Below are 23,707 nucleotides of genomic sequence, written 5' to 3'. Positions count from 1 at the left end.
TTGACTCTTTGGGGATGTAGCAAAATTGTCTACGCGATCGCAGAAAAATTTGACACAATTCACTATTTATGGGGATGTCATTCTGGTGTGAGTGAGTGAAAATTCCATCAACAGGTTGAGTTACAAAACTTTTTGTTTAGCATAGGATTTGAGATACTGCAAGAAGCTAGGGCGTGTTGTGCTTGGCAATATTTTGTAACGCGCGTTAGCTCAGTTATCCTGCCTGATAAATCTGCAACAGGAGCTTGACCGTATGTACTTCTCACTCTGGCCTGGTAGACCATATCCTCTGGGAGCAACCTGGGATGGTAAGGGTACAAACTTTGCTCTTTTTTCTGAACATGCTACAGGAGTAGAATTGTGTCTGTTCGATCAAAAAGGGCGAGAAACCCGATTAGAACTCAAAGAAGTCACTAACTTCACCTGGCATGGTTATGTCCCTGGTATTGGCCCTGGTCAAAGGTACGGTTTTAGAGTACACGGCCCTTTTGCTCCTGAAGAAGGACATCGCTTTAATCCCCACAAACTATTAATTGATCCCTACGCTAAGGCAATTGATGGCGATGTGCGTTTTGGTGAAGAAATTTTTGGTTATTGTTGGAGTGATCCAAGCCAAGACTTAGGATTTTCTGACCTTGATGACGCTCATTTAGTTCCCAAATCTGTTGTTGTCGATGAGTCTTTTGATTGGGAAGGAGACGAATTACTGCAAGTTCCCTGGCATGAGACGATTATTTATGAAACTCATGTCAAGGGATTTACAAAGCTACACCCGGAAATTCCCCCCAGGCTACGCGGAACCTACGCTGGACTCGCCCACCCGGCGGCGATTTCTCATTTGCAATCTTTGGGTGTGACGGCAGTGGAATTAATGCCGATCCATCATTTTCTCGCATATCCCGGACATTTAGTAGACAAAGGTTTAAAAAATTACTGGGGCTACGATTCTCTTTCCTACCTAGCTCCCTATTCTGGTTATAGCGCGAGTGGTTCTCTGGGGCAGCAGTTGAGAGAGTTTAAGCAGATGGTGAAGGCATTACATAATGCTGGGATAGAGGTGATTTTGGATGTGGTGTACAATCACACAGGTGAAGGGAACCACATGGGACCTACTTTATCTCTGCGTGGTATTGATAATGCTGCTTACTACCGCCTAGTTGATGGCAATTGCCGTTACTACATGGATTTTACTGGTTGTGGTAATTCTCTCAATGTCCGCCACCCCCAAGTGCTGAAATTAATCATGGATAGTCTACGCTATTGGGTGTTGGAATGCCATGTTGATGGTTTCCGTTTTGACTTGGCATCGGCACTAGCACGGGAATTATACGCAGTCGATCGTCTGGCAGCTTTCTTTGATATCATTCACCAAGACCCAGTGATCGCAGATGTGAAATTAATTGCCGAACCTTGGGATGTGGGTGAAGGAGGCTACCAAGTAGGCGAATTTCCACTGTTGTGGTCGGAGTGGAATGGTAGGTATCGCGATACAGTGCGGGACTTTTGGCGTGGGGAAGACAGCCGCATGGCAGAATTTGCTTATCGGTTTACAGGCAGTTCTGATTTGTATCAGTTTAACGGTCGCAATCCCAGTGCCAGCATTAACTTTATCACCGCTCACGATGGTTTTACTCTTTATGACTTAGTAAGTTACAACGAAAAGCACAACGAAGCCAATGGCGAAGATAACCGAGACGGAGAAAGTCACAACCGTTCGTGGAATTGCGGTGTGGAAGGGGAAACAGATAACTTAGAAGTATTGCGTCTGCGGCGAAAGCAACTCCGGAACTTTTTGGCAACCCTGTTTCTTTCCCAAGGCGTACCCATGTTAGTAATGGGTGACGAAATGGGGCGATCGCAACGCGGTAACAACAACCCCTACTGTCAAGATAACGAAATTTCCTGGCTCGACTGGGACTTACAAGAAGAAAACGAAGCACTGTCAGATTTTACCCGCCAATTAATTGACTTACGTCGCAGACATCCTGTGTTCCGCAGACGTAAATGGTTCCAAGGGCGTGCTATTCACGGTTCTGGTGTGCATGACATCCTGTGGTTTAACCCCGACGGTGGCGAAATGACCGAGGAACAATGGAACGATGGTTTTACCAAAGCGATCGGTATTTTCCTCAATGGCGAAGAAATAGCCACACCAGGACCAAGGGGTGAACGGATTATTGATGATAGCTTTTTGTTATTCTTCAACGCCCACTACGAAATGGTGGAATTTCAAATTCCCCACAGACTACAAGATTGGGAATGGCTGACTATTATCGATACTACCAAACCCCGTTTTGTGCAACGCGGTAAACGTTACATAGAAGATAAACCTGTACAAGTAGAAGCGCGATCGCTTGTCATGTTGCAACGTCTGGGCAAAGTTTCTCGTGATGATGAGGATTAGTTTGTTGTTTGTTGTTTGGAACAATCAACGATCAACAACCAACCACCAACCACCAACCACCAACCACCAACAACTAACATGCATATCGGCTCTCAATATTTAGGCGATCGCACTTGCAATTTTACCCTCTGGGCACCCTTAGTTGACGAGGTTGCTGTTCACCTTGTCGCCCCAGCCGAAAAAATTATCCCCCTGCAAAAGGATGAATGGGGTTATTGGCACGGAACTGTGAATAACGTTGAGCCTGGTTGTCTCTATTTTTACCAGTTGTCTGGTCAAAAAGACACAGCTGATCCCGCTTCTCGTTCTCAACCAGAGGGGGTTCACGGGCCTTCGCAAGTGGTTGACCACAGCAGCTTTACTTGGAATGACAGCGAGTGGCGAGGAATTCCCTTAGAGCAAATGGTCATCTACGAATTGCATGTAGCCACTTTTACTCCAGAAGGGACGTTTGAGGCAATAATTCCTCGGATTTCCGAATTGCTGGAGTTAGGGGTGAATGCGATTGAAATTATGCCTGTTGCTCAATTTCCAGGCGATCGCAACTGGGGTTACGATGGCACTTTTCCCTACGCAGTGCAAAATTCCTATGGTGGCGTTGATGGTTTGAAGAAATTGGTTGACGCCTGCCATCAATATGGTATGGCTGTCATTTTAGATGTTGTATATAACCATCTTGGCCCGGAAGGAAATTATCTTTGGGGATTCGGTACTTATTTTACTGATCATTACAAAACACCTTGGGGTAGTGCAGTTAATTTTGATGGCCCTTACAGTGATGGGGTACGGAATTACTTTGTCCAAAATGCCCTTTACTGGTTAGAAACTTTCCATATCGACGCTTTACGTCTCGATGCGGTCCACGCCATCTATGATTTTGGGGCTAAGCATATTTTGGCAGAGATTGCCGCAGCTGTTGCTAAAGTTTCGCAACAAACCTATAAACGCTACCTGATTGCCGAAAGTGATTTGAACGATCCCCGGATTATCCGTCCTCCCCAGGTGGGTGGTTACGGAATTGACGCCCAGTGGAGTGATGATTTTCACCATGCTTTACATACTGTACTAACAGGAGAAAATCAAGGATACTACAAAGATTTTGGTCAATTAGAACAGCTTGCCGAAGCCTATCGCCACAGCTTTGTCTACGCCTGGGATTACTCCCCCCATCGCCACCGTTACCACGGAAACGATGCTAGTGATTGTCTTTCTCAACAATTTATCGTGTGTTCTCAAAATCACGATCAGGTAGGTAACAGGATGATGGGCGATCGCCTTACCTCCCTCATCTCCTTTGACGGGTTAAAATTAACTGCGGCAGCTGTGCTGTTATCTCCTTATGTTCCCTTGTTGTTTATGGGTGAAGAATACGGCGAGACTGCTCCTTTTCTCTACTTTGTGAGTCATAGCGACCCTGACCTGATTAAAGGTGTAAGGGAAGGTAGAAAAGCAGAATTTGCTGCTTTTTTTGAAGTTTATGGTCAAGAAGCACCAGATCCACAAGCAGTAGAGACAATGGAGCGATCGCGCCTCAATTGGGAAAAGCGTCATGAGGGCAAAAACCGGATGTTATGGTTGTTTTATCAAAAGTTACTCGAACTGCGCAGAACAATTCCTGCACTGGCTAACTTAGATCGCAACAACCTAGAAGCATCGGTAATAGAACCAGAGAAAGTTTTACAGCTGCGGCGGTGGTGTGACGATAACCAAGTGTTATGCTGGCTGAACTTTAGCTCAGAAGTTGTTAAGATTAAAGCAAATATACCTAGTGGAACCTGGAAAAAACTACTCGACTCGGCTGATCCCGCTTGGGGTGGTGATAATTCCCCATTACCCGAAATACTAAACGGCGAATCCCAGTCAGCATTTGCACTTCATCCTGAGAGTGTAGTTATTTACTGTCAATAGTCATGTGTTGTTTATTGTTTGTTGTTCGTTGTTTGGTGTCGTAAAAACCACTAAACCCTGTAGGGGCGCAAGTATTTGCGCCTTTAATAGCAACCAACAAACAACCACCAACAAAGAACCATTTAGGAATCATGCAAATACCTATAGCAACATACCGGATACAATTCACCCCTAGTTTTGGTTTTGAGCAAGGTAAAGCGATCGCTTCTTATCTAGCAGAGTTAGGAATTTCAAATTTATACGCCTCCCCTATTTTGACAGCGAAAAAAGGTAGCACTCACGGTTACGATACTGTCAATCCCAACGAAATTAATCCAGAATTAGGTGGAAAAGAAAAATTTGCAGAATTAATCGCAGAACTCAAGCATCTTAACATCGGCTGGATACAAGATATTGTCCCTAACCACATGGCTTTTGATAGTCAAAACCACATGCTTGTAGATGTTCTCGAAAATGGTTCTGACTCTCAATATCGTGACTTTTTTGATATTGATTGGCATCATCATTATCCCGAAAATCAAGGTAAAGTACTTGCACCTTTTTTAGGGAAATTTTGTGGTGATTGCTTAGAAAGTGGTGAATTACAACTCCAATACGAAGAAAATGGTTTAACTATTAATTACTACTCACTCAAATTTCCCATCCGCATCGAATCTTACTCTCAAGTTCTTACCTACGATTTGGGACGTATACGGGATAAATTAGGCAGAGATCATCCCGATTTCATGAAACTTTTGAGTGTTCTCTACATGTTGAAATACATTCCATCAGGAGAGGAAGGTAGAGAACGCTACGACCAAATTGTGATTATCAAACGCATGTTATGGGAACTGTGGAATGATAGTCCTGAAGTCAAGAAATTTATTCAAGAAAATATTTGTGTTTTCAATGGTGAACCCGGAAAACCTGAAAGTTTTAATCATTTAGAAAACCTACTCAACGAACAATTTTTCCGCCTTGCTTACTGGAAAGTTGGCAATGAAGAACTCAATTACAGACGTTTTTTTACTGTTAATGATCTAATTTCGCTCAAAATCGAAGATGAAAAAGTTTTTGACACCACACATTCCTGTATCTTAAAATTAGTTCAAGAGGGAACAATCAGCGGATTAAGAATTGACCATATTGATGGTCTTTATGATCCTACCCAGTATCTTAATCGACTACGTGAACATGCTCCGGAAGCTTACTTAGTTGTGGAAAAAATTCTTGAACCTCATGAAGAATTGCCCATCAATTGGCCAATTCAAGGCACAACAGGTTATGACTTTCTCAATCAAGTAAATGGCATTTTCTGCCAACAATCAACAGCAGCCGAATTTGATACTATTTATCAGCGCTTTTTGGGTAGAAAAGTTTCTTGTGAAGAATTAATTGACCAAAACAAAAGGTTAATTATTAGTAAACACTTAGCAGGAGATATTGATAATTTAGCTCACTTACTCAAGCAAATTTCCGGTCGCTATCGCTATGCTAGCGACTTTACTATGTATGGGTTAAAAGCTGCGTTGGTAGAAATTTTAGCGCTGTTTCCTGTTTATCGCACCTATATTAATAGTGCTGGGGCTAGCAAAGCAGATCGGGAATATATTCAGCAAGTAATGACGCAAGCTAAAAAGAATATTCCCAACTTCCTCAACGAATTAAGCTTTATTGAAAAGTTTCTTGTCCTTGACATTGACGAACACCTCTCCCCAGAAGATCAGGAACAATGGTTGCATTTCTTGATGCGGTTACAACAATTTACCGGACCATTGATGGCTAAAGGTGTAGAAGATACAGTTTTATATGTCTACAATCGCCTGATCTCCCTCAATGAAGTTGGTTCTCATCCTACACATTTTGGTATTTCTCTAGAAGATTTTCATCTGTTTAATCAACAGCGTTCTTCTCAATGGCCCCATGCGATGAATGCAACTTCCACCCACGATACTAAACGTGGTGAAGACATGCGCGCACGTATAAATGTTTTGTCGGAAATTCCCCAAGAGTGGGAAAATCATCTCAAACAGTGGCGGGAAATCAATGCTCCCTACAAAGAAACTATTGATGGACAGGATGTACCAACTCCTAACGATGAATACTTTTTCTACCAATCGTTGATCGGTGCTTTTCCCTACAACGACGAAGAATATCCTAGCTTTGTAGAACGGATGCAACAATATATTATTAAGGCAATTCGTGAAGCCAAAGTCCACACAGAATGGATTAAACCAGATACAGCTTATGAAAACGCCTTCACCAATTTTGCCGATCGCGTCTTGAAAGATCCTCAGAAAAACCCATTTCTCGAGGCTTTCCGCCCCTTCCAGCGCAAAATCCAACACTACGGCATTTTAAATTCTATCTCCCAGACTTTAGTGAAAGCTACTGTCCCGGGTTTGCCAGATTTTTATCAAGGATCGGAACTTTGGGATTTGAGTATGGTAGATCCGGATAACCGTCGTCCGGTGGATTTTGACATCCGCAAACAATATCTGCAAGACATTAAAACCAAAGCAGCACAAGACATATCAGGTTTAATAACAGAACTACTGCAAACCCCAGAAGATGGACGAATTAAGCTATTCCTGACATATAAACTTTTGCAAGCAAGGCGAGAACACTTAGATGTATTCCAAAAGGGAACCTATGTCAAATTGTCAGTCGCAGGTAGCTTAAAAAGCCATGTTGTGACATTTGCTAGAGAATTACCAGACAAGAGAATAATTGCGATCGCTCCTCGTTTTCTCACCTCCCTAGTTAAAGAAGGCGAGTATCCTTTAGGTGAACAAGTTTGGCACGAAACCCGCATTGTTCCTCCTCCTGGTTCCTCTGATGTTTGGTATGACGCCATCACCGGACAGAAAGTGCAAGGCGAAGATACCCTCTGGCTGCGGGAAATTTTGCAACAGTTCCCCGTAGCATTGTTGGTTAATCAAGCAGAAGCAGCATTACAAGAAACAGAAGGTAACAAATAGGAGACGAAGTAAAACAAGTTATCTTGTTTCCACACAGAGTATTATTGTTGCCATGCTCTGCGTGGAAATTTTTCAGAAAAAAGGCGTTGCAGAGAAAGCAGGATGTTTTTGAATTGTTGTAAGCTGAAATCCTGCACTAGGCCATATCCCGCCTAATAGCACATTTAAGAGAAGTAATTTTACGTGGTGTACTGGAAATTCCTCGCGAGCAAATTATTGGTATATCTGTATTTTTAGTAGTCTTAGGAGTAATTCTCATCGCCATTTTGAACACATTAAAATTAATCAACCTAAAAGCACAGAAATAACTACGCAATTATTGACTGAAAATTCCCTTTCTTCAGATTAATTGTAAATACAAATACAGCAATTATCCTCAATTTAATCTATTTTATTTACCTGATTGTATCCACCAAAAAACATCAAGTTCGATAAAAAAAATCAGGTAATTTTAACATTTAAAATCGCTAGATAGTTTGCAATGTGCTATGCTAACGTTAGGGGAATTAAAAAGTATGGGTTACAAGCACACTTTCTTATAAACAAAAAGACAGTGTCAAAGATGTATCACCCTTGTGTAGATAAAGAAGACGCTGCAACAACTCGATAAAAGTAGGTTATGTTACCTGATTTATGCAGTAAATTTTAAGAGTCAATAGTGATATTGAGCGTAAATTTTGAACTATTGACTCACTTAATAATTTACAACTCCTAACTTCAGGAGAGGATTGTTAGAATGAAAATAGCCTTCGCAACCAGTGATAGAGTTCATGTTAATGCTCACTTCGGATGGGCACAAGAAGCAGATATTTATGAAATCTCAGATACTGGTTATAAATTTATAGAAACCCTCAAATTTGCTGGTAGTTCTAATAAAGATAAAGATGCTGAAAGTGAAGATAAAACAGCATCCAAGATTGAGGCATTAGCTGACTGTACTATTGTCTACGTGGCATCAATTGGTGGTATTCCCGCTGCTAAGTTAATTAAAAGAGGTATTATGCCAGTCAGACCACAGTCAGATAAAGAAGAGATTATCAGTATTCTGAATAAATTAGTGCAAACTCTCAAAGGTAATCCTCCACCGTGGTTACGTAAAGCCATACAAAAAAGTTAATTGATATGATATCTGTCAATTTGCGATCGCTTTCACATTTGTAGCGAATGTTGTTGTGTTCATAAACAACCTCAAGACGTTGGTTATAAATCGGCTTTTTGGAAGGCGATCGCCAATCAGCATCTACCAAGCGAGACAATGTTCGCAATCGCGTTTGGAAAAATTTTTCCATTTTTCAGGAGTGTGTCGATTAGGGGGTCTAGAACCCTCTTCCTGTAATCATTCCAGATGTGAACTCTTTCCATAACACTTCCCCTCAACGGGGACGAAAACCATTTACGGTTGTCACATTTCCACTAGTATGACATCGTTGTGTAATATAAATCACAAAATGGCGTTGCAGAGAAAGCAGGATAATTTTATTTTCTTTTCTAATTGAAAAACTCAATTCTTGGCGTTCTTGGCGTCTTGGTGGTTCATTTTCTATCCCCTTTTTACACAATCCCACAAAAAATAAGTAGTAAATATTTGTCACCTCATTAGATAGAAATAATTGTACCCGCACTTCTTTAATGTGAGGCAAGAGGCAATAGTATCAAATCCGGCTAATTATTCGATTATTGCTCTACTGTGCAGAAATTTGCTTTCGGCATGGGCGACGATGCTCAAATGAAAGCTTGTGCTGATTTGTGTCGTCGTTGTGCAGAATCCTGTCAGCGGACGTAGTAGTGGAATTTACGTTACCACATTGCCTACCCCAGAAAATATTCTGCCAGGAATTGTGACAACTATTGTTCCGGGTAAAAAAGCCAAATTAGTCCTAGCGTCAGCAAATGCTCGAGATTTAGTTTATTTGAAAGAATTAATTGAAGCAGGCAAACTTCGGACTGTGATTGATCGTACGTATTCCCTGCAAGATTTAGCCGCTGCTCATACTTATAGCGAAAGTGAGCGTGCTGTAGGGAAAATAGCGATCGCAGTGATTTAAGAGTGAAATCATTTTATGAATGCCGAAACAACATCTCGCATACCTGTTGCTTTAACTATTGCTGGTTCAGATAGTGGTGGTGGTGCAGGAATTCAAGCGGATTTACGTACCTTTGCTTTTCACTGTGTCCACGGTACGAGTGCAATCACTTGTGTTACAGCTCAAAATACTTTAGGTGTTACCAGAGTAGATGCGATACCACCAGAAGCTGTGATTGCCCAAATGCAAGCTGTATGTGAAGATATCGGCGTGCAAGCAGCAAAGACAGGAATGTTGCTCAACAAAGAAATTATTGCAGCTGTCGCCCAGCAAGTAGAAGCTTTACAAATTCACAATTTAGTTGTTGATCCTGTAATGGTCTCAAGGGCGGGGGCGCAATTAATTGACGATGAGGCTGTGAATACACTTTGCCATACACTCATACCTCTAGCTGCGATCGCTACACCGAATCGCTACGAAGCCCAGATTTTGAGCGGTTTAGAAATTAACACTCTAGATGATATGCGCAAGTGCGCCCAAATTATTCATGAGAAATTCAAAGCTAAAGTGGTACTAGTCAAAGGTGGTGGGATGTCGGGAAGTGGACGGGGAGTCGATGTTTGGTTTGATGGACAAAAACTCGAGACTCTCAGTGTTAAACAAGTAGAGACAAAAAATACTCACGGTACTGGTTGTACTTTATCAGCAGCGATCGCAGCTAATTTAGCGCGTGGCGATGACTTATTCACCGCAGTGCAGCAGGCAAAAGAGTATGTTACCAATGCTCTATCCTACGCCCTAAATATTGGTCAAGGGCAAGGCCCTGTCGGACATTTTTACCCACTGTTGCTAACAACTAACTATTAACTAATTCCATCAGATAGAATGGGAGATGCTGTCTTTAATTTTAATTAGTAACAGACTCAATGGCAAAAAAGAGCATGATTGAGCGCGAGAAAAAACGCGCCAAGTTAGTGGCAAAGTATGCTGCCAAGCGGGAAGCTTTGTTAGAAGAGTTCAGAACTACAGAAGATCCAATGGAGAAGCTGGAGATTCACAGAAAAATTCAGCAGCTACCCCGCAACAGCGCACCCAGCCGCCGTCGTAACCGTTGCTGGGTTACTGGTCGTCCCAGAGGAGTTTACCGCGACTTTGGACTATCTCGGAACGTTTTGCGGGAATGGGCGCACGAGGGTCTTTTACCTGGTGTAGTTAAGTCTAGTTGGTAGTTAGTTGGTTGTTGTTAGTTGTTAGTTGTTGGGAAACCACTAAACAAACCAAACAACAACGAACAAAGTATTATTGTCCACAGCACTTATCAATTCCCAGACTTTCTAGGAGTAGATCGCTAACGGCGTTGGCGATCGCAAACTCTCCATAAAAACTTTTGGAAAAATCAAATGCCTGCATCTCTGTGACAATAGCAATTACCAGAGAACCAAGGTCATTTTCTCCTTCCATCCGTTGCCGAACAAATATCTGTGCTGCACGTTCGGCAATGTTTTGGTTAACTGCTTCTGGAATAAATTCTGCATCTAGCCACCCCTGCAAACGTTGCTTTAACCATTCGCCTTCAAGCTCCGGATTTTGGGATGGTGGCAGGGTAATAGGTGGAATAGGTTCAGTCATCTTCTTTATTTTAAAACGCAGAGTGGCGCTCAGGAAATCCCAGAGGAACGCAGGGGATGATTGATAGCATCTATAAGAGTGTTCCTCTCGTTTTTTATTTTTGTGTTATTTATGCAATATGATATCGCCAGTATCATTCAAGGCTATGCCCAAGGTTATTTTCTCATGGCTGATGAAGATAATTCCTTGGGTTGGTATGGAAGTCGCGATCGTACTCTGATTCCTTTGGATGATCGATTTCGCTACCCCAAGTCACTACGACGTGTCCTGAATCAACAGCGGTTTACCGTCGCGGTTAACCGTGATTTTGCAGCTGTCGTCGAAGGTTGCGCTAACCGAGAAGTAACTTGGATTTCTTCAGAATTAAAGGATATATACTGGCAGCTATACCAAACAGGTTGGGCGTACAGTTTTGAAACTTGGCAGGAAGACGAACTTGCTGGAGGAATTTTAGGGATTGTTGTTGGTGGTGCTTTTATTGGGGAATCGATGTTTTATCGCATTCCCGATGGTTCTAAAGTGGCACTAGTGAAGTTAGTAGAAAGGTTAAGAGAAAGGCAATTTGTGTTATTTGATGCCCAAATGATGAACCCCCATTTAGCAAGATTTGGGGCTTATAGAGTGGATAATAAAGAGTATCAAGAGTTACTTTATAAGGCTTTATATCGCAAGTGTTCTCTTGTTTAAAATTTTTATTTTGTCATATTTTGCTCACAATTATAGCTAATACTTTATGGTAAGTAATTCAACATAATTAGTTACATATAGCCATCCTATCTGCAAAATTGAGAATTGAGAAAACCAGATCCCCGACTTCTTTAAAAAGCCGCTGATCTTGTTGTTATAAATTATTTTTTAATGTCTATTATCTCTGATAAACTAAAGTCTTTTACTTCTTTAGGTAGATGAAGAACATGTCTTTGGTGTGGATACTTGTGTAAACATACTTCTTGTAAATAATCTCCAGTAAACGCAACTATATATTTGCTCGTTTACCAATTAATAACATAGTGGAAAATGGCCGTCATGAATTATTTGGCGAACTGTTAATTTGACCTTAAATTCATCTCCTCAACAACATTATTATTACTTCAGGGTCTATTGTCTATGCTTGCAAACATTTGTACTTTATTTGAAGGTGATTATCATTACGGTGTAGGGGTATTAGTTAATTCTCTTTACAATCACGGCTTTCGCGGTGTAGTCTGGGCAGGATATCGAGGCAATTTACCTCCTTGGGCAAATTCTATTAAAGAAGGTGAAGGATATCAAGAGTTTTATGTGGCAAAAGATTGTGTAATTCGATTTATCAAGCTCACCACTTCAATATTTTTTGCTAATTACAAACCTGATTTCATGGTGCAACTTTGGGAAAATTATTGTCCAGAAGTTGAAGCATTATTTTATTTTGATCCTGATATTGTCAATAAACGTTGTTGGGATTTCTACCTTGATTGGGTTGAGCGTGGTATTGCCTTATGTGAGGATGCTTATGATTATATGCCTGCCAATCATCCCTATCGGATCGTTTGGAAAGAACTTGCTGAACGCTACGGTTTTTCTTGCCAACGTCAACTAGATCGCTACTATAATTCTGGTTTTATTGGTGTAAAGCAAAGCCAGAAATCTATACTTTTGTTATGGCAAAAATTATTACATATCTTTGAAGAAGCAGGTTATATCAATCTCAAGGATTTTTGTCTTGCTTTGAATCGTTATCCCTATTTCCAAACTGATCAATGTGTCTTGAACTTGGCATTAATGTTAAGTTCTGAACCACTTAGTACTGTGAGTCGGATGGGAATGGATTTTGGTGGCGTTAGCGTAGATATCATGTCACATGCGTCGGGAAGCCAGATCAAGCCTTGGCGAAAACAACTGATTTTTAAAGCCTTGGAAGGATCACCACCAACATTGACAGATAAAGCTTATTGGCAAAACACGCAAACACCAATGCAACTTTATTCACCTTGGCAATACTACCAGAAAAAAATTGCTCTCCGGTGCGCTGCTGGGATTGGGCGTTTTATTCGTCGCTCTTAATTTATACTGAATTCACCCGATGTTCTGTCACTAAAGTCAAACTCACCCATTCTCCTTTATCGTTGTAACTACGAATCATGCGTTGACGGAGATTTGCTGTAATTAACCAACCCACCTCCAAAAATAAGGGTTGACGAAATTGCACTTTTAATGGTGAAGTGGCAGAAGCACCATCGGGTAACAGCAAGACTTGCACCTGTTTTTGCAAGTCTTGACTAAATGTAAGAATAGAACCGTTGATTGTAGCGGTGGAAGTAATTGTGCGATCGCCAAACGAAAGACTTTGGACTAAACTTCCAGAACTGTCTAGTTGCAATTGCATTTTGGTAGAGTAACGAGCAGGCGATCGCCAATCTGGATATATCGTCACTGCTTCGCCTTGCCATTCTCCTAACAATGCTTCTACTGCTAAAGCAGGGCTTTGTATAGCTGGGGTTCCGGCTAGATGTTCGCGGATGAGGGTAAATTGTTCTAATTGACCATTTTTATCAAACAACTGTACGAGGCGCAAACGGCGATTTTCATAAATTAATCCTAATTCTGCTCCAAATTCAGAAAACGGCCCTAGCTGAATCGTACCTTGAGAAAAAGCACCATTCTCAAAAAATAATACACCCCGCCCTAAAGAACTGTATTCTAAGACTTTTTCATTTCCATCTAAGCGAATAATTTGACGAATTGTTTGATTATTATTTAACCCTTTTAAAGACACAACGCTAGGTGTATCTGCGATTATTTCCCCGTGAGGAGATACACGAGTAAATGAACCTCGCCATTCACCAAGATTTTTGAGCAAACATTCCCATTGAGTCATTTGTTAGTGGTTAGTGGTTAGTGGTTGGTTGTTGGTGAACAGTGAAAAAATTAACCTGATAATAGATAACTGATAACAGACAACTGGTTATTTGACTAACTTTTCGCAAATTTTTGCACAGCAAATAAACTTCCTATTAATCCTACCGTTGCACCAAAGTTTAGAAGAATAAAGGGTAATAATAAAGTTTGTAACGGAGTCAGTTGTAAACCGTTGGTGAGAAATTTGATAAATTCGGGTTGATTAGCCAGTAAATGTCCCAGGAACTGTTGAACAATGCTAATAAAACTCCAAGCGATCGCACCTCCAACCAAGCCAAAAGCAATTCCCTGCAAGATAAACGGTAGATAAATCCAAGCGGAAGTTGCTCCCACTAGCTGCATGATTTCAATTTCTCGGCGTCGCGCCATAACTATTAATCTGATAGTGGTGGTAGTAACAGCGATCGCTGTTAAAGTCAAAATTATAGTAATTGTTAGTGTCACCCAGTTTAAACCTCGATGCAACTGAGAAATCCTTCTGACTGCTTCATCTACATACTGAACTGCATCTACACCATGCAACTTTGCTAGTTGTGTTGCTAAGGTTGGTACTACCTCAGAGTTACGCGCTTTCACCTTCAATTCATCCACAAGCGGATTTTCACCTAGCTGCTGAGTAGCACCTTCGATATCAGAAATTCCCAGTTCTTTAACTAACTTCTGCCAAGCTTGTTCCCTAGTAATAACTTCTATGTCTGCAACCTCTGGGATTGTTGACACCAACGGTTCAACACTTTCAGCACGCGCATCCGGATCAAGATACACAGATACTTCCAACTGACTACCGAACTGATAAAGTAATTTTTCTACTTGCCAGGAAGTTTGTAAACTCAAACCGAATAAAAATAATAACACAGTAACAGTACTGATAGCAGCCCAATTCATCCAGCCACCGCGCTGCAAACCAATCAAGGTTTCTTTCAGCAGATAGTCAACCTTTGTCAGTATTTTCAACATTATATAACCTATCGTTTATACAAAATAATCAAACTCTATTATTAGTCATTAGTGATTTGTCAATGGTCAATTGTCATTGGTTTAGTGGTAATTGGCTAGTGGTCATTGGTTGTTATTGACTCCTCACACTCCTCACACCCCCCACACTCCCCACACCCCTCACATCCCTCACACCCCTCACACTCCCCATCTCCCCACCTCCCTACACTCCCACAGATTGCTAAGATTGAATAAAGCGGAATCATTTCCAATCCATAATAGGTGAGATAAAAAAGAATGCCTTCGGAAGTCGCTGTTGAGAAGAAAAAGTTACAAAATCCGCCCTTGGAACTGCATTACCTTGGCGATCGCGTTTTGCGCCAAGGGGCCAAGCGCGTTACTAAAATAGACGAAGAAATCCGCAAACTAGCACGGGAAATGCTACAAACCATGTACAGCCAAGATGGTATTGGTTTGGCTGCACCCCAAGTCGGAATTAATAAACAAGTTATTGTTATTGATCTTGAACCAGATAACCCAGCCAACTCCCCACTAGTGTTGATTAACCCTACTATTAAACAGGTGAGTCGGGACATGTGCGTTGCTCAAGAAGGATGTTTGAGCATTCCAGGAGTTTACATGGACGTCAAGCGTCCTGAAGTTGTAGAAATCTCCTACAAAGATGAGTATGGACGTCCTAAAACACTGAAGGCTTCAGATTTACTAGGACGCTGTATTCAGCACGAGATTGACCACCTCAACGGTGTAGTATTTGTAGACCGTGTAGAAAACTCTTTGGCTTTAGCGCAGGAGTTATCCAAGCACGGCTTCTCCTATCAAGCTGTCAAATCAGTCGTGTAGGATGGTGTGCTTGTGAACGTCATAACTCCCAAAAGTGGTTTATTTTTAGCCTGTTCTTGCATTAGTGCGATCGCAGGAGTAGGTTCTATTTTTGAACTTACCTCAGGTCAGCCTGATTTAGGTACTCAAACCACCGCCATTATTTTAGGGTTAAGCATACCCCTAACAGCACTATTTTTCTTTGTCGCAGTCAAAGATGCTAAAGCAAATTTAAATAAGTAAACATCAAAAACTAGTATTCATAAGGAAAAGGAAAAGGAAATAATTATCCTTTTACCTTTTACCTTTTATTTTTCCAACTTCTCTTTACTTCCTATCGCTTCACCTATCTGTATTTTCTCAAAACAAGATAAGTACTTCACTATAAGTGAAATATAGTCATCCCTATTAAATTTTACTTCGTGTCTTAGTGTCTTGGTGGTAAAAAAGATTATCTTTGAACCACAAAGACACTAAGGCACAAAGAATTTAATAGTTTTTCGCTTGGTTTGAGTTCGTTTTTCACGAATTTAAGATTTTATTTATTTTTTTAGAGCAGAATTTTTGCGAAATCAATCAGACAGTTATTGTATTCATGAATTACGAATGAACTTAATAGTTGTACTTTATTTAAATTTAGCAGCAGATAACTTAACTATATTCGCTTGCAACGATTTTAGCTAAAAAAATTACTTGTGAAAAATTGGTGCGAAAGTGACTTATCCTGCTAAGATCTTGCAGCAATTGCACTGAAATTGAGGTAAAAATGAGACACGAAAAAATTTCTCCCGGATTGCTATTGGCTTATGAGGACTATCAAAGAGAAGGAAAAGAAGCTTTAACCACGCACAAGCGATCGCTCGGGATAATTGCCCCGAAAAATAGTGTTAAGCCAACCCGTAGTGTCGTTTTTATCTACTGTGATGAAAATGCTGATTTGAGCCATTTGTCACAATACGGTATTGAAATTAACCAAAGTACAGGTACTGTTAGGACGGCATATTTACCCATAGATAGTTTAGATGTTTTATCTGAAGAATCTGCTGTTGAAAGGATCAAACCATCTCGTAAATTAAAATTACGGATGGACGCAGCACCGGAGAAAGTAAAACTGCCGGAGTTTAAGAATAATACTGGATTGACTGGTAAGGGGGTAGTTATTGGGGTCATAGACAGTGGTATTGATCCAAAACACCCCGCTTTCGCAGAACGTATCTTGAGAATTTGGGATCAAACCATACCAGGTCCAGGAGTAGCAGAAGGTGGTTATGGAGCCGAATTAACCGGAACCCAGCTGACAATTTCCCAAGACACAGACGGTCATGGTACTCACGTTGCAGGTATAGCCTCTGGCTTGGATAGTACCTATGGTGGTGTAGCACCAGAAGCAGAATTAGTAGTTGTGAAAACTGATTTGCAAGATGCTCACATTGCTGATGGTGTTCGCTATATTTTCCGAGTCGCAAGTGAAATGGGACGTCCAGCAGTTGTGAACCTCAGCTTAGGTGGACACGCCGACGCCCACGATGGTAGTGACTCTCTATCAAAAATTATTGATGCTGAATCCGGACCGGGAAGGATTGTTTGCTGTGCTGCGGGTAACGAGGGTAATGACAATATTCACGGTCAGACAACTGTTAGCAGCAAAACCTTGGGAACTATGCGCTTTAGTGTTCCCTACAATCAAGTAGGTATTATTTGGTTAAACGGTTGGTATTCCCGTGATGGTCAGTTGGAAATATCTCTACGCAGTCCCAACGGATTTGTGACTCCTTTCCAACCAATTATTTCTAATGGCAATCCCTCAAAACAATACAACCTACCAGATGCACGGGTAGAAATTGTCACCCCAGGACCAGATCCAGTCAACGGGGACTATAACTTCTTCGTGCAAATTCGAGGCGGAGGTTTTATATTTAACCAACCTGTACCAGGTGGAGTTTGGCAATTACGAGTACGCAACACCTCCGGAAATAACGTACGCCTAGACGTATGGACATTAGATGAGGCCGCGTCGGTATTTTTTACAGGTAAAAGCATATCCGACACGATGAAAATTGGTTCACCAGGCGCTGCCAGCACTGCAATCACAGTAGCTTCTTATACTACTAAAAATAAATACACTGATATTGATGGTATTGAGCGGCAAGTCGGTTTAGAGTTGGATGATATTTCTGACTTTAGTAGCGAAGGCCCACTGCGGAATGGTTCCCAAAAGCCTGATGTGGCAGCACCAGGAGCGATGATTGTTTCTGCTCTTTCGTCTACTGCCAACTTTGATCGATCAATGATGGTGAACTCTAAATTTGCAGCCTTAGCTGGTACGAGTATGGCAACACCATTTGTTACTGGCTTAGTAGCACTGTTGCTGCAACGTGATCCTAATCTTACCCCAGAGGCTGTGAAAGATTTGCTACGTCAAAATAGCTCTATTCCTGGACAAAATGCAGGAACCTTTGATAAGAAATGGGGTTATGGATTAATTAATGTGGAAAATTTGTAGTTTCAAAGGCTGAAATAATACATCTGCCAAAAAGTAGGGAATTCTGCTTTGGCTGGTAGTTTGTGTCATTGGTTTTGATGAGGTGCGAGATCCCCGACTTTTTAAAAAATTCGGGGATCTAGCCATGGCAACTCCTGAGAACTTCCTGAGAACTAATGATACAGACCAGTAGTGAAACACGTTATCCATAAATTAATTCAGTTAAGAGGTGAAGGGTAAAAGGTAAGGATTTTCTCTATTCCTTTAACTCTACCCCTTTAACCTTAGCTCTTTTCCCCACAAGAAGTTAAATCTCTAATTAGTTATAGAAAATCATATTATCGAGTCTATACAAGGGTAGGCGCGTCAAGTTTATAAATCTGATAGGTTGTTTTTAGGACAGGTTATTTTGAACCTGCCTTTTGTCCAATAAATTAAGCTTACTCTAAAAGAATTAAGACACTACGAAAGGGAAAAAGGTTAAAGGGCCAACGGCAAGAACATCAATTCCTTTAACCCTTCACCCTTTCCCAATATGGTGTTACAGGGGATTTTCAGATGAATTATAAAAAGCTAGATGCCGCCCTTGCTATGGCGCTCAATCAAGTCCAAGATCCAGATGAACGTAGTTTAGTGGTTTTCATCCACACCCAACCAGTAGCGGATAATTCTAATGCGGCTGCTATCTTGGAAAATCTCGGAATAAGTGGAATTACGGAAAAAAAAGACGTATTTTCTGCTACTTTATCTGTTAATGAAATTGCTAAACTTTCAGAACAGTCTTGGGTGCAGTATCTGAAACTATCGCAAAAGTTGCGTTTGGTGGATAGGCAATGGGATCCGAAGAGTATCAGTGTTAATAAATATTAATATTAATTGATACATCTAGCTTCATTTTGTAACACATGTCGTATTATTTATCTCCGGCAGCAGTTTGTAAAGTTGACTAAACTTAGTTTTCAATACCCCCTTACCAGCTGCCGCAGACAGTCCTAAACTGTAGTTGAGAGTTGAAAGGCAGTCGGGAGCAAACTTGTGAAAAAAGTTTTAGCAATCATTCTCGGTGGCGGTGCAGGAACCCGCCTTTATCCGCTCACCAAACTACGCGCAAAACCAGCGGTGCCCTTGGCGGGTAAGTATCGATTGATAGATATCCCTGTCAGTAATTGTATAAATTCCGAAATTTTCAAAATATACGTCCTGACACAATTCAACTCGGCTTCTCTGAATCGCCATATTGCTCGTACCTACAGCTTTGCTGGCTTTACTGAAGGGTTTGTGGAAGTCCTCGCGGCACAACAAACCCCAGAAAACCTCAGCTGGTTCCAAGGTACAGCCGATGCGGTTCGTCAATACCTATGGCTGTTTGAAGAATGGGATGTAGATGAATATTTGATCCTATCCGGCGATCATCTGTATCGCATGGACTACCGCCAATTTATCCAACGTCATCGGGAAACTGGAGCTGATATTACTCTCTCAGTTATACCCATTGATGAACGTCGTGCCTCAGACTTTGGTTTGATGAAAATCAACGAGTCTGGCAGGGTTGTTGACTTCAGCGAAAAACCCAAAGGCGAAGCTTTAAAGAAAATGCGGGTTGATACTACTGTTTTAGGCTTAAACCAAGAACAAGCCGAACAGCAGCCATACATCGCCTCCATGGGAATCTATGTCTTTAAAAAAGATGTTTTGATCAAGTTGTTGAAAGAAGCTTCCGAAAGGACTGATTTTGGCAAAGAAATTATTCCTGACGCCGCCAACGATTACAACGTTCAAGCTTACCTATTCAATGACTATTGGGAAGACATCGGAACAATTGAAGCGTTTTATAATGCCAACCTGACTTTAACTCAACAACCTCGCCCGCCTTTTAGTTTTTACGATGAGCAAGCGCCGATTTACACTCGCGCTCGTTATTTACCTCCCAGCAAACTGCTAGATTGTCATGTCACCCAATCAATCATTGGCGAAGGTTGTATTCTCAAAAATTGCCGCATTGAAAACTCGGTGTTAGGAGTGCGATCGCGCATTGAATCTGGCTGTATCATTCAAGATTCCATGATTATGGGTGCAGACATGTATCAGCCATTTGCTGAACGCCAGTCTGACTGTGACCACCGTAGTGTGCCTTTAGGTATCGGTTCTAACACCATTATTCGCCGTGCCATCATTGACAAAAATACTCACATCGGTTGTGATGTGCAAATCGTTAACAAAGATAATGTCCAAGAAGCCGAGCGCGAAAGTCAAGGTTTCTACATCCGTAGTGGCATTGTCGTTGTACTGAAAAACGCCGTTATTCCTGATGGGACGATAATTTAGTATATTTAGTTGTTTGTTGTTTGTTGGTAGTTGTTGGGAACAAAGAACTAATTAATTGTTTGTTGATTGTTGGTAATTGTTGAGAACAAACAACTAATTAGTTGTTTTTTGGTTGTTGGTAGTTGTTGGGAATAAACAACAAACAACAAGCAATAAACAACAAATAACAAACAACAAATAACAAACAACAAATGACTAATGACAAAACTCTTCTTACTAATTGGTCTTCCTGGTAGCGGTAAGTCAACCTTGGCAAAACAATTAGTGACACAATGCCCCCAGAGGCGACTGGTTTCTACCGATGCTATCCGGGGGCAATTATTTGGTGATGAGGCAATCCAGGGACCTTGGCTACTGATTTGGCGAGAAACTGAGCGGCAATTTCAAAGGGCGATCGCTACAGATAGCACAGTAATTTATGATGCTACTAACGCTCAGCGACGCCACCGCCGTGAAGTCATTACCTCAGCTCGCAACATTGGTTTTACTCATATTACCGGGATTTGGGTAAAAACTCCTGTTTGGCTATGTTTAGCACGTAATCAAAGACGGGAACGTCAAGTACCAGAAGATGTGATTTTTCGGATGTATCGTCAATTGCGCGATGCTCCTCCTAGTTTAGAAGAAGGACTAGATTGCCTAATTTGCTATTCGGGGACTTCACAAAGTACGGAAATTGCCCTCACCTTTTCAGCAACAACCGAACTTGAATTTATTTAAGGTTTGTTAATTTAAAATCAGAGTTAATCTGCCTAGAATTCTGCCTAGTGTAGAATACCGAACCTCATATTTTACAAAAAAACATAAAGTAAATACTAGAGGAGTATTGTAGATGGCTACAACCGATTTTAAAGATTATTATGCTGTTCTGGGAGTTAGTAAAACTGCTAGTGCAGATGAAATTAAACAGGCTTTTCGGAAATTAGCTCGTAAATATCACCCGGATGTTAACCCTGGCAATAAACAGGCAGAAGCACGCTTCAAAGAAGTGAACGAAGCTTACGAGGTTTTGTCAGACCCAGACAAACGCCAAAAATACGATCAATTTGGTCAATACTGGAAACAAGTGGGTCAAGGCAACCCTTATGGTGGCGGTGTTGGCGTTGATATGGGTGGCTTTGACTTTAGTCAATACGGTAGTTTTGATGATTTTATTAATGAATTATTAGGACGCTTCGGTGGTGGTAGTACTCGCGGTACAAGGCAATCCTATAGTTACCGCACTTCCACTGGCGCTGGACCTGGTGGTTTTGGCGGTTTTAATGACTTTGGTTTCCAGGATGCTGGTGTAGGTACTGCCCAAGATACTGAAGCTATAATTTCTTTGACTTTTTCGGAAGCGTTTCATGGTGTACAAAAGCGCTTTAATCTTGGTAACGAAACTATTGATGTCCGCATTCCCGCCGGCGCCAAACCTGGTACTCGTCTACGGGTGCGAGGTAAAGGTCAAATTAGCCCTCTCACGCAACAACGAGGCGATTTGTACCTGAAAGTTGAGCTTCAGTCTCACCCCTTCTTCCAGTTTGAGGGTGATAACTTGGTGTGCGAAGTACCAATTACACCAGATGAAGCGGTTTTGGGCGCTTCAATAGAAGTACCCACTCCTGATGGTAGCGTAAATGTCAAGCTACCTGCTGGAGTGCGTTCTGGTCAATCCCTGCGTTTACGTGGTAAAGGCTGGCCCCAACCTAAGAGTGGACGTGGTGATCAGTTAGTGAAAATTGCGATCGCCACTCCCAGAGACATCAGTCAACAAGAGCGGGAGTATTATGAAAAAATCCGCGCTATTCGTACCTATAACCCCCGCAGTCATTTACAGAATATTAGGCTGTAATATATTGTTGGTGGTTGGTTGTTGGTGGTTGGTAGTTCAAATAACAAACAACAATTAACAACCAACAAGCATCAACCATTAACTCCTCTCAGGCTGATACTGTGCCATTAAAGCTTGCATACGAGATTTAAATGCTTCAATCGCTTCTGGGGTAGGATGGGTAGTTTGCCAAGCCGGACGCTGCATTAAGCTTTTTACCCATGCCCTTAATTTGGGGTTGTCACTGAGAGAAAAACCCAATATCGGCAAAATAGTCACTGCACAGCTGGCAACAATGTCTGCTAGAGTCAATAGTTCACCACTAAAATAAGGATGATGACCTAACAAGCTTTCAAAAAATTTCAGTACTGTAGCTATTTTCTGGTTTGCCGCTTCTATTTTTTGTGAGTCATCACCACCAGCAAAACCCATCATCTGATTGATTAAAGGTGTCATTGCCGGCATTAGTTCATTAACTGTTACCATTTCCACCATACGTACCTTAGTCAAAGCTTTGGGATCTTTGGGTAACATTGCTGGGGTGGGGTATTTTGCTTCTAAATAATCTAAAATTGCCAGTGATTCCACCACCGTAAAGTCATCATCTAGCAAAACTGGAATGTGGTGGAATGGATTTAGTGCTAAAAATTCCGGTTGTAACTGATCACCATCTAATCTTAATTCTACTAATTCAAACTCAAGTTGTTTCTCTAAAAGTGCTATCCAAACACGACGAGAATTTGCCGAAAGTGGTTGGTGATACAGTTTGAGCATAGAAAATTATTTTTGCTATTAGCTTTTAACTATTGCATTATATTGCTCTAGCAATTTTTCTACACTAGCATTGTGGTCTAGGAAAGAAAACAAGTGCTTATAACGCAGTCTACCTTCTTGATCTAAAACGAATTGTGCTGGTAAAGGCGCTCCCAAAGCTTGCCCAACATTATAGGTGCGAAACACTCGGCAGGTGGGGTCACTCAGTAATGGCATCTTTAAGCCTAAATCTCTTACAACTATTTGACTTTGCCGTTCATCAGTACAAGTAACCATTAAAACTTCTATGCCCCGATTTTGAAATTGTTCATAGTTTTCGTTTAAGGATTTGATGTGTGGGTAGCAAAAGGGACAATATTGTTTTTCTGTAAAAATTCGCGTAAAAGCAAGTAATACTGGTTGTTTATTTCTGTAATTTGATAATTTTATTAAAGTATTATTGGTTATATCTGGCAGTTGAAAATCTGGCGTTAAAAATCCTAGTGGTATTTGATTGGCAGCAGGAATCGGTAAAAAATTTCGGAAAAAGCGCTCATTAAATAAACCGCTAAAATCAGTTGAAATTAACATGATTTTCTCCCCAATAAAAATATCAAAACTATTACATAAACAAACCACAGATAACTGACAAAATGACACCGATTAATTTATATCCGTGTGCATATCGTGTATATCTGTGGTCACCTTAACTTATCTGACTGATCTGAAATCTTG

At 41.1% G+C, this 23,707-nt stretch carries 22 protein-coding genes and 1 pseudogene; 16 read left to right on the top strand and 7 right to left on the bottom strand.

Annotation, left to right across the window (positions count from 1 at the left end):
• The first annotated feature begins 253 nt into the window (after nt 1-253).
• From glgX to nifX, 4 genes are all read left to right on the top strand, one after another.
• Nucleotides 254-2,404, top strand: coding sequence for a glycogen debranching protein GlgX (gene glgX, locus UYK_RS0101320; protein ID WP_009455289.1), 2,151 nt, complete (start codon nt 254-256; stop codon nt 2,402-2,404).
• 78 nt (nt 2,405-2,482) lie between these two features.
• Nucleotides 2,483-4,312, top strand: coding sequence for a malto-oligosyltrehalose trehalohydrolase (gene treZ, locus UYK_RS0101310; RefSeq protein WP_009455288.1), 1,830 nt, complete (start codon nt 2,483-2,485; stop codon nt 4,310-4,312).
• A gap of 131 nt (nt 4,313-4,443) precedes the next feature.
• Nucleotides 4,444-7,272 carry a malto-oligosyltrehalose synthase gene (treY, locus tag UYK_RS0101300; RefSeq protein ID WP_016870763.1) on the top strand — a complete coding sequence of 943 codons (2,829 nt, stop codon included), beginning with the start codon at nt 4,444-4,446 and terminating at the stop codon, nt 7,270-7,272.
• Nucleotides 7,273-8,008: 736 nt separating this feature from the next.
• Entirely contained in the window at nt 8,009-8,389 is a 381-nt protein-coding gene (nifX, locus tag UYK_RS0101295) for a nitrogen fixation protein NifX (RefSeq protein WP_009455286.1), read from the top strand.
• Here nifX and UYK_RS25860 read toward each other — a convergent pair.
• Together UYK_RS25860 and UYK_RS0101290 are read right to left on the bottom strand one after the other, a co-directional pair.
• A complete protein-coding gene (locus UYK_RS25860; RefSeq protein ID WP_009455285.1) occupies nt 8,340-8,561 on the bottom strand; it encodes a hypothetical protein in 222 nt (73 codons plus the stop codon). The two genes, nifX and UYK_RS25860, sit on opposite strands and share 50 nt — an antisense overlap.
• Before the next feature lie 84 nt (nt 8,562-8,645).
• Nucleotides 8,646-8,912, bottom strand: coding sequence for a hypothetical protein (locus UYK_RS0101290; protein WP_016870762.1), 267 nt, complete (start codon nt 8,910-8,912; stop codon nt 8,646-8,648).
• Between the two features lie 138 nt (nt 8,913-9,050).
• Here UYK_RS0101290 and UYK_RS0101285 point away from each other — a divergent pair.
• The 3 genes and pseudogenes from UYK_RS0101285 to rpsN all read left to right on the top strand — a co-directional run.
• Nucleotides 9,051-9,317: pseudogene (locus UYK_RS0101285) on the top strand (zinc-binding dehydrogenase); the annotation flags it as partial.
• 15 nt (nt 9,318-9,332) lie between these two features.
• Nucleotides 9,333-10,163, top strand: coding sequence for a bifunctional hydroxymethylpyrimidine kinase/phosphomethylpyrimidine kinase (thiD, locus tag UYK_RS0101280; protein ID WP_009455282.1), 831 nt, complete (start codon nt 9,333-9,335; stop codon nt 10,161-10,163).
• Between the two features lie 59 nt (nt 10,164-10,222).
• A complete protein-coding gene (rpsN, locus tag UYK_RS0101275; protein WP_026086322.1) occupies nt 10,223-10,525 on the top strand; it encodes a 30S ribosomal protein S14 in 303 nt (100 codons plus the stop codon).
• 70 nt (nt 10,526-10,595) lie between these two features.
• On the opposite strand, the gene UYK_RS0101270 is transcribed toward rpsN, so the two are convergent.
• Nucleotides 10,596-10,925 (bottom strand): hypothetical protein, encoded by a 330-nt coding sequence (locus UYK_RS0101270; RefSeq protein WP_009455280.1) that lies wholly within the window; start codon nt 10,923-10,925, stop codon nt 10,596-10,598.
• Between the two features lie 111 nt (nt 10,926-11,036).
• On the opposite strand from UYK_RS0101270, the gene aat reads away from it, so the two are divergent.
• Entirely contained in the window at nt 11,037-11,612 is a 576-nt protein-coding gene (gene aat, locus UYK_RS0101265) for a leucyl/phenylalanyl-tRNA--protein transferase (protein ID WP_009455279.1), read from the top strand.
• 420 nt (nt 11,613-12,032) lie between these two features.
• Nucleotides 12,033-12,968 (top strand): hypothetical protein, encoded by a 936-nt coding sequence (locus tag UYK_RS0101260; protein WP_009455278.1) that lies wholly within the window; start codon nt 12,033-12,035, stop codon nt 12,966-12,968.
• 1 nt (nt 12,969) lies between these two features.
• Here UYK_RS0101260 and UYK_RS0101255 read toward each other — a convergent pair whose 3' ends face one another.
• On the bottom strand, nt 12,970-13,782 hold the full coding sequence (locus UYK_RS0101255; protein WP_009455277.1) for a DUF3598 family protein: 813 nt from the start codon (nt 13,780-13,782) through the stop codon (nt 12,970-12,972).
• Between the two features lie 95 nt (nt 13,783-13,877).
• Complete coding sequence (locus UYK_RS0101250) at nt 13,878-14,780, bottom strand: cell division protein FtsX (protein WP_009455276.1); 903 nt, start codon at nt 14,778-14,780, stop codon at nt 13,878-13,880.
• Between the two features lie 276 nt (nt 14,781-15,056).
• Here UYK_RS0101250 and def point away from each other — a divergent pair, with 276 nt between their 5' ends.
• The 7 genes from def (at nt 15,057) to UYK_RS0101215 (ending at nt 22,240) form a co-directional block, all read left to right on the top strand.
• On the top strand, nt 15,057-15,620 hold the full coding sequence (gene def / locus UYK_RS0101245) for a peptide deformylase (RefSeq protein WP_009455275.1): 564 nt from the start codon (nt 15,057-15,059) through the stop codon (nt 15,618-15,620).
• A 12-nt stretch (nt 15,621-15,632) separates the two neighbouring features.
• On the top strand, nt 15,633-15,842 hold the full coding sequence (locus UYK_RS0101240) for a hypothetical protein (RefSeq protein WP_009455274.1): 210 nt from the start codon (nt 15,633-15,635) through the stop codon (nt 15,840-15,842).
• 523 nt (nt 15,843-16,365) lie between these two features.
• Nucleotides 16,366-18,102: a S8 family peptidase gene (locus tag UYK_RS0101235; RefSeq protein ID WP_009455273.1), complete on the top strand. Its 1,737-nt coding sequence runs from the start codon at nt 16,366-16,368 to the stop codon at nt 18,100-18,102.
• 537 nt (nt 18,103-18,639) lie between these two features.
• Complete coding sequence (locus UYK_RS0101230; RefSeq protein ID WP_009455271.1) at nt 18,640-18,951, top strand: hypothetical protein; 312 nt, start codon at nt 18,640-18,642, stop codon at nt 18,949-18,951.
• Between the two features lie 165 nt (nt 18,952-19,116).
• The gene (locus UYK_RS0101225; protein WP_009455270.1) at nt 19,117-20,406 is read left to right on the top strand and encodes a glucose-1-phosphate adenylyltransferase; all 1,290 of its coding nucleotides are present in this window, start codon (nt 19,117-19,119) and stop codon (nt 20,404-20,406) included.
• 198 nt (nt 20,407-20,604) lie between these two features.
• Nucleotides 20,605-21,126, top strand: a complete 522-nt coding sequence (locus tag UYK_RS23930) for an AAA family ATPase (protein ID WP_083893685.1) — start codon at nt 20,605-20,607, stop codon at nt 21,124-21,126.
• A gap of 112 nt (nt 21,127-21,238) precedes the next feature.
• A complete protein-coding gene (locus UYK_RS0101215; RefSeq protein WP_009455268.1) occupies nt 21,239-22,240 on the top strand; it encodes a DnaJ C-terminal domain-containing protein in 1,002 nt (333 codons plus the stop codon).
• A 78-nt stretch (nt 22,241-22,318) separates the two neighbouring features.
• On the opposite strand, the gene UYK_RS0101205 is transcribed toward UYK_RS0101215, so the two are convergent.
• Together UYK_RS0101205 and UYK_RS0101200 are read right to left on the bottom strand one after the other, a co-directional pair.
• Nucleotides 22,319-22,993 carry a glutathione S-transferase family protein gene (locus UYK_RS0101205; protein WP_016870760.1) on the bottom strand — a complete coding sequence of 225 codons (675 nt, stop codon included), beginning with the start codon at nt 22,991-22,993 and terminating at the stop codon, nt 22,319-22,321.
• 18 nt (nt 22,994-23,011) lie between these two features.
• Nucleotides 23,012-23,563 (bottom strand): peroxiredoxin family protein, encoded by a 552-nt coding sequence (locus UYK_RS0101200; RefSeq protein WP_016870759.1) that lies wholly within the window; start codon nt 23,561-23,563, stop codon nt 23,012-23,014.
• Nucleotides 23,564-23,707 lie beyond the last annotated feature (144 nt).

It is taken from the genome of Fischerella thermalis PCC 7521 (assembly GCF_000317225.1).
Classification (GTDB): domain Bacteria; phylum Cyanobacteriota; class Cyanobacteriia; order Cyanobacteriales; family Nostocaceae; genus Fischerella; species Fischerella thermalis.
Note: the sequence above shows the minus strand (reverse complement) of the source record. Positions and strands in the feature narration are given on the sequence as shown.